Consider the following 12,206-nt stretch of genomic DNA (forward strand, 5'->3'; position numbering starts at 1 on the left):
TATGGACCTGTCCCTTCCCCATCAGAGCCCCGTCCATGCCGCAACAATTCGATCGGTCCAAAGAAGATCTCGGCAACGCGATCCATTTCGAGCACGTCAACATCCAGGTCCCGGACCAGCGGCTTGCCACGCTGTTCTATGTCGCAGGCCTCGGGCTCACCCGCGATCCGTATCTGATGGTGTCCGACACCAACATGTGGATCAACGCCGGACGGAGTCAGTTTCATCTGCCGAGCGGCCGGCCGCAGGTGCTGCGCGGTCATGTCGGGCTGATCATCGCGGGCCGCGAGGCGCTGCTGGCGCGATTGGCGTCGGTCGCGAAGAAGCTCGAGGGCACGGCGTTCGCCTTCTCCGAGCATAACGATCATGTCGAGGCGATTTGTCCGTGGGGCAACCGCCTGCGCTGCTACGAGCCCGACGCCGCGCGCTTCGGCCGCATCGCGCTCGGCATTCCCTATGTCGAGTTCGACGTGCCGGTGGGATCCGCCGCGCGCATCTGCGCCTTCTATCCCGAGATCATGGGCATGCCATCAGAGCTGTGGAACGGCGACGGCGCGGTTGCCGCCGTGAAGACGGGCCGCGACCAGCATTTGTTGTTTCGCGAGACCGATCGGCCGCAAGGCGACTATGACGGCCACCATGTCCAGATGTACATCACCGATTTCTCCGGCCCATATCGCAAGCTGCTGGCGCGCGATTTGATCTCGCGCGAGGACAATCAGTACCAGTACCGCTTCTGCGACATCGTCGATCTCGACAGCGGCAAACCGCTGTTCACGGTCGAGCACGAGGTGCGTAGCGCCACCCACCCGATGTTCATGCGGCCGATGGTCAATCGCAATCCGGCGCTGAACAATCGCAATTACGCATCCGGCCACGATCAATCGCTTTGGGCGATGGGGCCGGACCAGTATGAGGGATAGGTGATAACGAAGTCCCGGGCGGCTCCGCTGAGTGGAGCCGCCACATGTTGCGTGCGCTCCGGTGGGACGGGCATGCCCCACCTTTCGCATCAGATGGGTTAGCGTCCCATCAGAAGTGGACCTCGGTGCGCATGCCAAGAACCACGGCGTTGTCGGTCTTCACGCCCACGGCGTTATAGCCGCGCCCGCCGGGGTTGATGACATACTGGGCGTCGAACTTGAGGTTCAGCCAGCCGGTCGCCTGCCATCCATACCAGACTTCGAGCGGCACTTCGTTGCCGCCGGCGTTGGGACTGAGGGCAGCCGTGTTCACGTGAGTCGTGCCGACCGCGAAGCCGACTTCGTCCATGGGACGCCAGCTGAACGTTCCGGTATGCCTGAAGCCCAGGGCGATCTGGTAATCCTGGTACGACGTCCGGTGATCGGCGACAGTCGTATTGAGGAAGGTATACCAACCCTGCGCGCCCGGACCCTCAACGGTCAGCCGCTGCAGGATCGACTCGTAGACACCGTAGCGGCCGCGTTGATCGCTGATATTTTGATCGGGCACACCGCCGACGCCCGGGACGGTGCTGATCACACCCGGAAGACCACCATCAATGGACGAGGCGCTGTCGTACCAGCCGCCAACTCTCCAGGTCCCGGTCAAGGGCCCCTTCGGCGTCCAGACCAACTCCACCGGCACCATCACGCCACTGGCGCGATTTGAGGCGGGAATGCCGGGCAAGAAGTAGACGCCAGGGTCTGACGTCGTCAGGTAACCCGGATTGGCGTCGTAGACACCGACCGACACCGTGAATTCCGGCGCGATCTTGTAATGCACGACACCGGCCCACTGGCTCACCGGCCAGTTGTAGATGTAGCCGCCCTGGATGTTGCCGGGCTGGCCGCCGCAGAAGGTCAGGTTGATGAACTCGCACAGGCCGAAGAAGAAGTCGGAGCCGACCGGAAGACGGCCGCCTTTCAGTTCAAGGCGGTCATCGAAAAGCTTCTGCGAGTAGTAGAGCTGCGTCAGACGCAGGATATTGCCGCGGCCGAACACTTCGTTGGTCAGCTGCAGGGCGGGAATGTCCGCTTCGGTATTCAGATTCTTGCCGAAGCGATCGACCAGCGTGAGACCGACCGTGCCGCCGGGGATGCCGGCGAGTTTTCCCATGTCCAGCTTCGCACCAAACCACAACTGACCGGCGTTGGCTGCGGTGTTCCTGCTTCCACCCGACACGTTGCCGACGGATTCGTTGCCGAGCGTCAGGCCGATATCGATGCCCTGCTCCTTGAGCCTGGTCCTGCCGAGATCGCCGAACAGATACGGTCTCGTCCAGAAGTCGTCAGCCGTAGCATACGGAACAGGCGCAGCTTTGGTCGAAAAATCGGCCGCGTAGACTCCACCGCCAAACAGCGATGCAAAAGCAATCCCCACACCGCACACCCCTGCGGTGTTTATAAACCTGCGCAACATTTTACTCGTCCTCCCGCCGTCTCAGGCTTTGCTTGTTTCGCCTCACGTCCCTGCCCAAAGCCCTCGAGCCTGGAACGCGCTCCTTCCCCAGCGGCCACCGACGCCCTTTGCGGCAACTGGAGTGTGGATCTGTCATGCCTGATCGCCCGTTCTCGCCGGCAACGCATCCGCGCCGCGCGGTGAGGCGCCCTGCTGGCCTTGCACAAGTGTCGATTTCGGTGCGGTGCGCGCGACGCCGGCCAGTGCCAGCTTGCGCCGCCGTCGCGCCTGCAATTGCTGATCCGCCAACACGCCGATCAGAATGACCGTGCCCATCACCGCGAAGTTCAGCGAGTTGGGAATGCCCAGGATGTTCACGAGGTTCTGCAGCACCTGCAGCAGCGCCGTGCCCAGCACGATACCGAGAATAGACCCTTCGCCGCCGCGCAGGCTGCACCCGCCCAGAACGGCGGCCGCGATCGCGTAGAGCTCGTAGAAATTTCCGAACGAGCTCGGAGACACCGAGTTCGTGTAGAACACGAACAAGACCGTCGAAACGCCGGCGAGCCCGCCGCTGATGATATAGGCGGTTGCGATCACGATGTTCGTGTTGATGCCCGAGAAGCGCGCGGCTTCCTCGTTCTTGCCGACGGCATAAAGCCAGCGCCCGTAGACCGAGCGGTGCAGCAGCACGCCAAGGATCAGCGCAAGGACGATCAGGAGGATGAAGGTGTTCGGGATTCCCGCCAAATTGCCCGAGGCGATGCTGCTCAGTGTCGCCGCCTCGTCGCCGTAACCGAAGCCGCGGGTCGAATCGCTCGTGTAATAGCGGGCGGCGCCGCGATAGATCAGCAACCCACATAGCGTCACGATGAAGGGCTGCATTTTCAGCCGGGTGATCAGGAACCCCTGGATGCCGCCGAGCACCAGCCCGCCCAGCAGCACGGCCAGCAGCGCCAGGGGCCACGGCACCTCGTAGGTCGTCAGAAGATCGACGAACACGACGCCGAGCAGCGCAAACATCGAGCCGAGCGACAGGTCGATGCCGCCGGTGATGATCACAAGCCCTTCGCCGAGCGCGAACACGCCGAAGAGACCGATCAGATTGGCCATGTTCAGCAAGTTCACCAGCGACAGAAAGGCGGGATTGATCGCGCCCGTGATGGCGGCGATCACGACCAGCAGCAATCCCAGACCAAGCTCTTTCCTGATCATGGTGCGGCGGCTTCCACGGTTTCCAGCGCCTGACCCATGGCTAGCCGCAACACGTTGTATTCGCTGAACTGCTCCCGCTCGAGCACGCCGCTGACGCTGCCCTCATGCATCACCGCCACCCGGTCGGAGACGCCGATGACCTCCTCCATGTCCGAGGAGATCATCACGATCGCCACGCCCTGGTCGGCAAGCTCGCGCATCAACGCGTAGATCTCGCCCTTGGCGCCCACGTCGATGCCGCGGGTCGGCTCGTCGAAGAACATCACGCGCGGCTGCATGGATAGCCATTTGCCCAGCACGACTTTCTGCTGGTTGCCGCCGGAGAGCGTCACGGCCTCCATATCGATGCTTGGCGCCTTGATGGAGAGGCGCCTCACCTGCTCCTTCGCGATCTTGCGCTCGGCCTCGCTGCCGACCAGCCACATTCGCGCATGATCCAACAGGCTCGCCAGCGTCACGTTCTCGCAGATCGGCAGTTCCAGCACGAGCCCGGATTTCTTGCGGTCCTCCGGCACCAGATAGATGCCTTGGCTGATCGCTTCGCGCGGCGATGCGACAGCGACCGGTGCGCTGTCGATCCTGATCTCGCCTCCCAGCAGCGGGTCGATGCCAAACGCTGCGCGGGCAAGGGAGGTGCGGCCAGCGCCCACGAGTCCCGCCAGGCCGAGGATCTCGCCATGCCGCACGGAGAGATCAACCTGCCGGTCGGGAAAGGCTGATGTCACGAGGCCGACGATGTCGCAGCCACCCGGCTGCGGCGCCTGTTTCGGCGGGGTGTGCAGCGCCTTCAGATCCCGGCCGATCATCAGCCGGATCATTGCGGCATGGCTCAGCTGATTCCGCGCCAGCTCTCCCACGGTGCGCCCGTCGCGCAGCACCACGACGCGGTCAGCGCAGGTCATGATCTCGCCGAGCCGGTGAGAGATATAGATCACCGAAATGCCGTGCGCCTTCAGATCGGCGATCACCTCCAGCAACCGTTCGGTCTCCGAGATCGTCAGGCTCGAGGTCGGCTCGTCCATGATGATCACGCGGGCGTCGATCGAGAGCGCCTTGGCGATCTCCACCATCTGGCGTTCCGCGATCGACAGATTGTCGACCAGCGTGTCCGGGGTGAAATCGGCGCCCAGCCGTTCCAGCAGCGGCGTCACGCGGGCGCGCATCTGCGCGTTGTCCACCAGCTTCAGCGGGCCGCCCAAAAGCTTCTCGCGTCCGATGAAGACGTTTGCAGCGACGTCGAGATTCTCGAACAGGTTCAATTCCTGATGCACGAAGGCGATGCCGGCCTTCGTCGCCTCGCTCACGGTCATCCGGGCATGGTCGTTGCCGCCGATGCGGATCACGCCCTCGCTCGGCGCGATCACGCCGCCCAGCACGCGCATCAGCGTCGACTTGCCGGCGCCGTTCTCGCCGATCAGGCCCACGACCTCGCCGCGATCCACCCGCAGGCTGACGTCATCGAGCGCCATGACCCCGGGATAGGATTTGCTGATCCCGGCGAGCTCGAACAGGATTTCCGCCATTCATTTCCTCCCGCACGACGCCCGGCGGCCGTGCCGCCGGGCGCCTGAAACTCACTTCTTGAGGAGGTTCTTCATGTCCGCGGTGAACGCCGCGACGTTGGACTTGCTGATCACCTTGGTCGGCACGATCAGCTTGCCGCCCGCCGGGATCCATGACTTGTCGCCGTTCAGCGTCTTGATGATGTTGGTGGCGGAGAGGTAGCCGAACTCGTAGGGCTGCTGCACCACGGTCGATTCGATCGTGCCGTCGGAAACGCCCCGCAGCGTGCGCTGGTCCTCGTCGAAACCGACGATCTTCACCTTGCCGGCCTTGCCCGCCGCCTTGACCGCGTCATAGATCAGCGGTGTCTCGTAACTCCAGAGGCCGGACAACAGCGCGATGTCGGGATATTTGACGAGCACGTTCTCCATGTTCGCCTTGGCCTTGGCGAAGTCCACCTGGTCGGTGAACACGTCCACCAGCTCGACCTTGGTGCCGGCGATCGCGTCCTTGATGCCCTGCACCCGCTCGCGGGCATTGTCCGCATCCATCGTGCCGACAAACAGCGCGATCTTGCCGCCGTTCGGCAACGCCTTCTTGATCTCTTCGCCCGCTTGCCGTCCGGCCGCGACGTTGTCGGTGCCGATATAGGCGAGGCGATTGCTCTGCGGCGCATCGCTATCCGTCGTGATCAACACGGTCTTGGCAGCAACCTTGTTGAGCTGTTCGGTTGCGTGCGGCGCATCGTCCACCGAGATCGAGATGCCGGCGACGCCGCGCACCAGCAGGTCGTCCAGCTCGCGCCGCTGGCCCGCCGCGGTCGCCTCGTTGGTGACGATCAACTGGATATCGTATTCCGGATGCTCCTTCTGAGCCTTCTCGAGCCCTCGGCCCGCGATGGTCCAGAAATCGGCCGCGGCATTGGTCACCAGCGCGATGGTCTTTTTCTGCTGGGCCTGCACCGCCCCCGTGGCAACCGCCAGCGCAGCTGCGGTCGCAAACAGCGGCACCATTAGTTTCTTCATCGGTCCGTTCATGTACACCTCCCTTGGTCACCCCCGGTTGAGGGGTTCACAGCGCTTATGCGCCATCTTTTATTTACGTCGCGAACAAATGCCGCAGGGCAAACCAGCCGGTTCAGGATGTACTCGCCCCTTCTTCAAGTCTAAATAGTACAGGAGGTACGATAATAGTAAATATGGCTGCTGAAAACGACTCCGATTGTGCTTTTCCCGTCACATTCGCGTCTCACCTCATCTATTAAATTTATGTTATGAATTAAAGAGGCAGCATGGTTGACCAAATTGAGCCGTCCAGACGCGGATCGAACACGGCCCGGGAATCCAACCGCGGCCGTCTCGTCGAAGTCTTGCGACGCCAGGGGCCGCTGCCGCGCGTCGCGCTCGCCCGGAGTACAGGGCTGAGCTTCCCGGCCGTTTCCGGCCTGACGTCGCGGCTGATCGCAGAGGAGCTGCTCTGCGAGACCGAGACGGCGGCACCTCCCTGGTCCGAGGACGGCGAGGACGAGGATGCGGACGGGCCGAATGGCCGTCGCCGTGGCCGCCCGGCCGTACTGCTGACCCTGAACCCGGAGTTCGGGCGCATCGCCGCGGTCTCCGTGCGCATGAACCTGATCGAGACGCTGATCGCGGATTTCCGGGGCTCCGGCGTAGCGCAGTCGCGACTTGTACTGTCGACGCGTGCTCTCGATGCAGGCGCGCTGCGCGATCTCGTGATCGCGCAGATCAATGCGCTGCTGGATGCGACTGCGACGCCGCGCGATCGGCTGTTGGGAATCGGGATTGCGCTCCAAGGCATCGTAAACGTCGACACCGGCACGACGCTGTGGAGTCCCGCGCTGTCGATCACCGAAGTCGATCTCGCGACGCCGATACGTCAGGCTTTCGGGGTCGAGGTCGTGATGGCGAACGACGCTGTCGCGGTCGCGCTCGCCATCACGGCGGCCGAACCGGCATTGGCGCAAGGCCTCTCGGCCACGATCATGGTCGGTCACGGCATCGGGATGGGCGTCGTTGCCGATGGTGAAGCACGCTGGGGCGCCGGCAGCGAGATCGGCCATGTCAAGCTGGCGCCGGACGGCCCGCAATGCCGCTGCGGCCAGCGCGGCTGCATCGAGGCTTATCTTGCCGATTATGCGCTCTACCGCGACGCCCGCACCTTTCTCGACCTGCCGCCGGCGGACTCGCAGCAGCCATCCGAAGGACAGATGGCCCTGCTGCGCGAGCGCGCACTGGGCGGCGATCCACGTCTCGAGCATCTATTCCAGCAGGCAGGTCGCGCGCTTGCGGAGGCGGTCGCCGCAACGATATCCGTGCTGCGACCACACCATGTCATCCTGGCGGGTCCAGGCCTGATGGCATTCGACATGATGCGCCACGCCTATGAGGAGCGGCTTGAGCAGGCGGTGTTGCCATGGCTGCTCAGGTCCACGGCGATCCATCTGCGTCCAAGCGAGTCGGCGGTCATTGTCGAGGGCATGGTGCGACGGACGCTGCGGGTCGTCGACCAAAACCACATGGAAGCGACCGAGTAGCCGCCGCGAGCCGCGGCGCGCTGGCTGGGGCGGAAGGGATCGAACCTCCGAATGGCGGGATCGCCAGCGCCATTTGGCTCGGCATCGCCATCTACAACGCCTGGCCACTGAAATGCATCTCCTACCTGGAGGACTGCTGCATCAAGGCGGAGGCGCCGAAGCAATGGCTTGGCTCAGTCGCGAAGGCTCAATCCCGAACATTTCTCGAAAGCTGGCACTGAAGTGAGCCGAGGATGAAAAACCCGTTGCGAGCGCGGCATCTGTAAGCCTCGCGCCAGCGCGCATCATTCGAATGGCCGCTCCCATAGACACCCACATGCGATACCGGCGAAATGGGATCCCGACGTCGCGCTTGAAGATGTGCATGAGACGGGACTCGGACAATTCTAGTTCCTTGGCGATGGACGCCAAGGACGTCCGGGCGGCCGGCTCGGCATGAAGTTGTTCAATCAACCGCGCGATCCGACAATCAATGCCGCCAGGCGCGGGGGCGTTGAGGTGCTCAACGAGCTCGACGCGCGCCTTCCTCCAGTCGATCACCCCATCCGATAGCCGAGTGGATAATTCGATCAGCTCATTTTCGACGCTCAGGTCGAATGAGGCTCTTGGTGTCCGCTCGGCTGCAAGCGCCTGCAGGTGCTCCAGGTCGCGGCTGCGCGCATCCACATAAAGGAAAGCAATGCGGCCCCGCCCAATATGGAAATGATGCAACATATTCGGCGGGATCAACGCAGTCCGGCAACTGCGATAAGCGGAGTTTTGCATCTTCGGATTGCTGGCAACGCCGAATGGTCGATCGACGCCAATTGCCAGCACGGCTACGGCGTTCCGATGAGGGCTCAGTCGAAAACTCGGGCCGACGTAGAAGGCACGTGCTCCCCAGGAAAAAAGCAGCCCGGACGCAGCAGGTTTTTGAAAGCGACTGTTTCCCATGTCGGGCATAATACCTCCATGAACGATTTGACGCTCTATCACAATCTCGCTTCCGCATCGTCGCAGAAGGTCCGCCTGACTTTGGCGGAAAAGAAGCTGGACGTTCGAAGCGTAGAAATATCGCTGGGAGGCGAGCAGCACACGCCAGGTTACCGTGCCGTCAACCCAGCCGGCGTCGTGCCGACGCTGGTGCACAAGGGCCACCGCATGTTCGAAACGGGCGCCATTCTCGAATATCTAGATGAGGTGTTTCCGTCTCCGCCGTTGAGCCCTTCCGACCCGGTCTTGCGGCAGCGGATGCGTGCTCACATCTGCCGGCTCAATGAAGTCAACCATCCGGCCAATGGTATGATGCACTATGCGATACTCGCGCGGCCGGCTCTTCTCCAGTTGCCTTCCGACCGGCTAGAGGCGCTGTTGGCCGCGATGCCTAACGAGCGAGACCGGAAATTGCGCCGGGCAGCCGTGAGCCAGGGCCTAAAGGCAATGGAGTTCGCTGATGCCGTGCGCACTCAAGAGCAGATGCTCGACACATTCGAGCAAATGCTGGGCCGCACCTCCTACCTGATCAACGATGACGTGACCCTGCTCGATCTCACGGCGCTGCCTTACATCGCCCGGCTCGACCAGATGGGGCTGATTGAGTTGATCACGAACTGTGATCGGCCTCATCTTGCGGCCTGGTACGCGCGCATGAAGCTTCGCCCCTCGTGGGAGGCCAGCTTCGCCTTTCTCGCGGCCGGCCCCTTCAAGGATTGGCCGACAATGGGTCGCGCGACGATGCCAAGCATCCTGCCGCTGCTGCGCAGACCGCCGACATGACAAATGGCACCCTTCGGACCTCGCTGAGGTCCGAAGGCGGTGAACCGCACCGGGCGCTCGTTTGCGAGAGCGTCCAGACCGCCAAAGAGCAATCGAGCCCGCCGTCCCCCTCCGTTCGAAGTTTTCCCGAAATCAACTATGGAGTACGCCATGACCGACACCATCATGCCATCAAAGCAGGAACAACCGCCGGCCATTGCCGCTCCGAAAGACGCACGGCCTGTCATTGTGACTCTCGACATGACCGCTCGCAACGCGGAGGCCTTAAAGCAGCACCTGCTGACGGTCATACCAGTGACACGGAAGGCCGCGGGGCAACGATTCAGCTGGTCGACTCAGGATCCGGAAAACGCCGCCCGTTTCACCCTGATCCAGGAATGGCAAAGCCTCGCGCAGCAGCAGGGTTACATCGCGTGGCGGACACAAAGGGGCGATCTTACCACTCTTCTGGATATGCTTGAGGCTCCTCCACGCATTGAAATACGAGAAGTCTTCGATCGTTGAGGGGGAACGTGCATCCACTCCAGCAGAGCAAAGGAGGCTCGACAATTCCATCAGCAAACGCCGGTATCGTCGATGGCGAGGACGTTCGCCGGCTGTTGCAGACCAACTGCAAGCTGCAGTCGGCGGGACCTGATCGAACACCGAAGAAAGGACAGGATAGATGAGCGTTATCAAGTGGCTGGGGCGGGAGGGATCGAACCTCCGAATGGCGGAATCAAAATCCGCTGCCTTACCACTTGGCTACGCCCCATCAGGCCCTCGGGAACGGCGGCGAGACGAGCGTCCGCGGATTCCCTCGAGTGGTGCCGGTCTATAGCGAGAGGCGGGGCATTTCAACCGCCCGGAGGGGCAAAATACCACGGGCGCCGGTGGCGCCGCGCCATGCCTTATATGAGCGCTACGCCTCCCCGTTCCCGACAGCCGCTCCGCCACCCGTCCTGACAGTTGAGACCTCCCCCGTTTCATGGGAATACGGCGGCAAGAACTATCCCGCCAAGACCTGTCCCCGGGAGTGAGCCATGACCTACCGCGCGCCGATCTCTGACATGCTGCTGTCGCTCAACCACGGCGCCGGCCTGAAGGCTGCCATGGAGGCCGGCCATTACGGCGATTTCGACGGCGATATCGTGAGCGCCGTGCTGGAGGAAGCCGGCAAGTTCGCAACCGACGTGCTGGCGCCGCTCAACAAGGTCGGCGACGAGCACGGCATCAAGCTCAGCGACGGCAAGGTCACGACCGCGCCGGGCTGGCCGGACGCCTACAAGCGCTGGACCGAGGGCGGCTGGAACGCGGTCTCCGGGCCCGAGGATTTTGGCGGCCAGGGCCTGCCGCTCGCGATCAACGCGGCCTGCACCGAGATCTGGAGCGCCGCCAACGTCGCCTTCGGCCTCTGCCCGCTGCTGACGGCGTCGGCGATGGAGGCGCTGGACGCGCATGGCAGCGACGAGCTGAAGAAAATCTATCTCGAGAAGCTCGTCTCCGGCGAATGGACCGGCACGATGCAGCTGACCGAGCCGCAGGCCGGCTCCGATGTCGGCGCGCTGCGCACCCGCGCCGAGAAGCAGGCCGACGGCACCTATCGCATCAAGGGGACGAAGATCTTCATCACCTATGGCGAGCACGACATGACCGACAACATCGTGCATTTCGTGCTGGCGCGCCTGCCGGATGCGCCCGCCGGCACCAAGGGGATCTCGCTGTTCCTCGTGCCGAAATTCATGGTCAACGAAGACGGCTCGCTGGGGCAGCGCAACGACATCTTCGCAAGCGGTGTCGAGCACAAGCTCGGCATGCATGCCTCCCCGACCTGCACCATGACCATGGGCGACCATGGCGGCGCGGTCGGCTTCCTGGTCGGCGAAGAGAACCAGGGCATGCGCTGCATGTTCACGATGATGAACCAGGCCCGCCTCGGCGTCGGCCTCGAAGGCGTCGGTGTTGCCGACCGCGCCTATCAGCAGGCCTTGTCGTACGCACAAGAGCGCAAGCAGGGCCGCGCCCTCGGCAAGAAGGGTGACGGCTCCGACGCGATCTTCGTGCATCCCGACGTCAAGCGCATGCTGATGCGGATGCGGGCGCAGACCGCGGCGGCGCGCACCATCTGTTATGCGACCGCGGTCGCGATCGACGTCTCGACCCGCGCCAGCGATCCGAAGGTCCGCGCGGACGCTGCCGCGCGCGCGGCACTGCTGACGCCGATGGCCAAGGGCTATTCCACCGATATCGGCAACGAGGTCGCCTATCTCGGCGTGCAGGTGCATGGCGGCATGGGCTTCATCGAGGAGACCGGCGCGGCGCAGCACTATCGCGATGCCCGCATCACCGCGATCTACGAGGGCACCAACGGCATCCAGGCCATCGACCTCGTCACGCGAAAACTCGCGGCCAACGGCGGCGCGTCGGTGTGGGCGCTGCTCGACGAGCTCTCCGCAATCGTGAAGCAGGTCGAAGCCTCCAACGATCCCGCCTTCGGCACCACGGGCGTGAAATTGCGCGAGGCACTGGAGGCGCTGACGCGCACCAGCAAATGGCTGCTGGAGCGGGTTGCGTCCGCGCCGAACGAGGCGCTGGCCGGCGCGACGCCGTATCTGCAACAGTTCGGCGCCACGCTCGGCGGCTGCTTGCTGGCATCCGAAGCGCTCGCCGCTAAATCCGAGGGCTTCACGGACGCCGCGCGCTACGTCTCGCTGGCGCGCTTCTTCGCCGAGAACATCGCCGTGCAGGCCGGCGCGCTCGAGCGCACCGTGACGGAGAGTGCGGAGTCGGTCGCGGCGGCGGATGCGGTGCTGTTGGGGTGAGTGAGGCCCACCCTCCT

At 63.5% G+C, this 12,206-nt stretch carries 10 protein-coding genes and 1 tRNA gene; 5 read left to right on the forward strand and 6 right to left on the reverse strand.

Annotated elements, in window-relative coordinates; all coding sequences use genetic code 11:
* The first annotated feature begins 35 nt into the window (after positions 1-35).
* Positions 36-923, forward strand: coding sequence for a VOC family protein (locus C7G41_RS12255; RefSeq protein ID WP_106942786.1), 888 nt, complete (start codon positions 36-38; stop codon positions 921-923).
* Between the two features lie 109 nt (positions 924-1,032).
* Here the strand turns inward: C7G41_RS12255 and C7G41_RS12260 are convergent, their stop codons facing one another.
* The 4 genes from C7G41_RS12260 to C7G41_RS12275 form a co-directional block, all read right to left on the reverse strand.
* Positions 1,033-2,382 carry a carbohydrate porin gene (locus tag C7G41_RS12260; protein ID WP_106942787.1) on the reverse strand — a complete coding sequence of 450 codons (1,350 nt, stop codon included), beginning with the start codon at positions 2,380-2,382 and terminating at the stop codon, positions 1,033-1,035.
* A gap of 132 nt (positions 2,383-2,514) precedes the next feature.
* Positions 2,515-3,576 (reverse strand): ABC transporter permease, encoded by a 1,062-nt coding sequence (locus tag C7G41_RS12265; RefSeq protein WP_106942788.1) that lies wholly within the window; start codon positions 3,574-3,576, stop codon positions 2,515-2,517.
* Positions 3,573-5,099, reverse strand: coding sequence for a sugar ABC transporter ATP-binding protein (locus tag C7G41_RS12270; protein WP_106942789.1), 1,527 nt, complete (start codon positions 5,097-5,099; stop codon positions 3,573-3,575). The genes C7G41_RS12265 and C7G41_RS12270 overlap by 4 nt, the downstream gene beginning before the upstream one ends.
* Positions 5,100-5,150: 51 nt before the next feature.
* Entirely contained in the window at positions 5,151-6,116 is a 966-nt protein-coding gene (locus tag C7G41_RS12275; RefSeq protein WP_106942790.1) for a sugar-binding protein, read from the reverse strand.
* A 254-nt stretch (positions 6,117-6,370) separates the two neighbouring features.
* On the opposite strand from C7G41_RS12275, the gene C7G41_RS12280 reads away from it, so the two are divergent.
* Entirely contained in the window at positions 6,371-7,633 is a 1,263-nt protein-coding gene (locus C7G41_RS12280; protein WP_106942791.1) for an ROK family protein, read from the forward strand.
* Positions 7,634-7,774: 141 nt separating this feature from the next.
* Here C7G41_RS12280 and C7G41_RS12285 read toward each other — a convergent pair whose 3' ends face one another.
* Complete coding sequence (locus tag C7G41_RS12285; protein ID WP_106942948.1) at positions 7,775-8,575, reverse strand: AraC family transcriptional regulator; 801 nt, start codon at positions 8,573-8,575, stop codon at positions 7,775-7,777.
* A 9-nt stretch (positions 8,576-8,584) separates the two neighbouring features.
* Between C7G41_RS12285 and C7G41_RS12290 the strand changes: the two genes are divergently transcribed.
* Together C7G41_RS12290 and C7G41_RS12295 are read left to right on the forward strand one after the other, a co-directional pair.
* Positions 8,585-9,388 (forward strand): glutathione S-transferase family protein, encoded by an 804-nt coding sequence (locus C7G41_RS12290; RefSeq protein ID WP_158268000.1) that lies wholly within the window; start codon positions 8,585-8,587, stop codon positions 9,386-9,388.
* Between the two features lie 150 nt (positions 9,389-9,538).
* Entirely contained in the window at positions 9,539-9,892 is a 354-nt protein-coding gene (locus C7G41_RS12295) for a putative quinol monooxygenase (protein WP_146159762.1), read from the forward strand.
* Between the two features lie 175 nt (positions 9,893-10,067).
* Here C7G41_RS12295 and C7G41_RS12300 read toward each other — a convergent pair.
* Positions 10,068-10,142, reverse strand: a tRNA-Gln gene (locus tag C7G41_RS12300).
* Positions 10,143-10,410: 268 nt separating this feature from the next.
* Between C7G41_RS12300 and C7G41_RS12305 the strand changes: the two genes are divergently transcribed.
* On the forward strand, positions 10,411-12,189 hold the full coding sequence (locus tag C7G41_RS12305; protein WP_106942794.1) for an acyl-CoA dehydrogenase: 1,779 nt from the start codon (positions 10,411-10,413) through the stop codon (positions 12,187-12,189).
* Positions 12,190-12,206: the final 17 nt, after the last annotated feature.

This window comes from Bradyrhizobium sp. MOS002 (assembly GCF_003020115.1).
GTDB lineage: Bacteria > Pseudomonadota > Alphaproteobacteria > Rhizobiales > Xanthobacteraceae > Bradyrhizobium.

What these genes read in the sequence shown, in the direction of transcription:
- C7G41_RS12255 (WP_106942786.1), top strand. Translation starts at nt 36, where the DNA reads ATGCCGCAACAATTCGATCGGTCCAAAGAAGATCTCGGCAACGCGATC.
- C7G41_RS12260 (WP_106942787.1), bottom strand. Translation starts at nt 2,382, where the DNA reads ATGTTGCGCAGGTTTATAAACACCGCAGGGGTGTGCGGTGTGGGGATT.
- C7G41_RS12265 (WP_106942788.1), bottom strand. Translation starts at nt 3,576, where the DNA reads ATGATCAGGAAAGAGCTTGGTCTGGGATTGCTGCTGGTCGTGATCGCC.
- C7G41_RS12270 (WP_106942789.1), bottom strand. Translation starts at nt 5,099, where the DNA reads ATGGCGGAAATCCTGTTCGAGCTCGCCGGGATCAGCAAATCCTATCCC.
- C7G41_RS12275 (WP_106942790.1), bottom strand. Translation starts at nt 6,116, where the DNA reads ATGAACGGACCGATGAAGAAACTAATGGTGCCGCTGTTTGCGACCGCA.
- C7G41_RS12280 (WP_106942791.1), top strand. Translation starts at nt 6,371, where the DNA reads ATGGTTGACCAAATTGAGCCGTCCAGACGCGGATCGAACACGGCCCGG.
- C7G41_RS12285 (WP_106942948.1), bottom strand. Translation starts at nt 8,575, where the DNA reads ATGCCCGACATGGGAAACAGTCGCTTTCAAAAACCTGCTGCGTCCGGG.
- C7G41_RS12290 (WP_158268000.1), top strand. Translation starts at nt 8,585, where the DNA reads ATGAACGATTTGACGCTCTATCACAATCTCGCTTCCGCATCGTCGCAG.
- C7G41_RS12295 (WP_146159762.1), top strand. Translation starts at nt 9,539, where the DNA reads ATGACCGACACCATCATGCCATCAAAGCAGGAACAACCGCCGGCCATT.
- C7G41_RS12305 (WP_106942794.1), top strand. Translation starts at nt 10,411, where the DNA reads ATGACCTACCGCGCGCCGATCTCTGACATGCTGCTGTCGCTCAACCAC.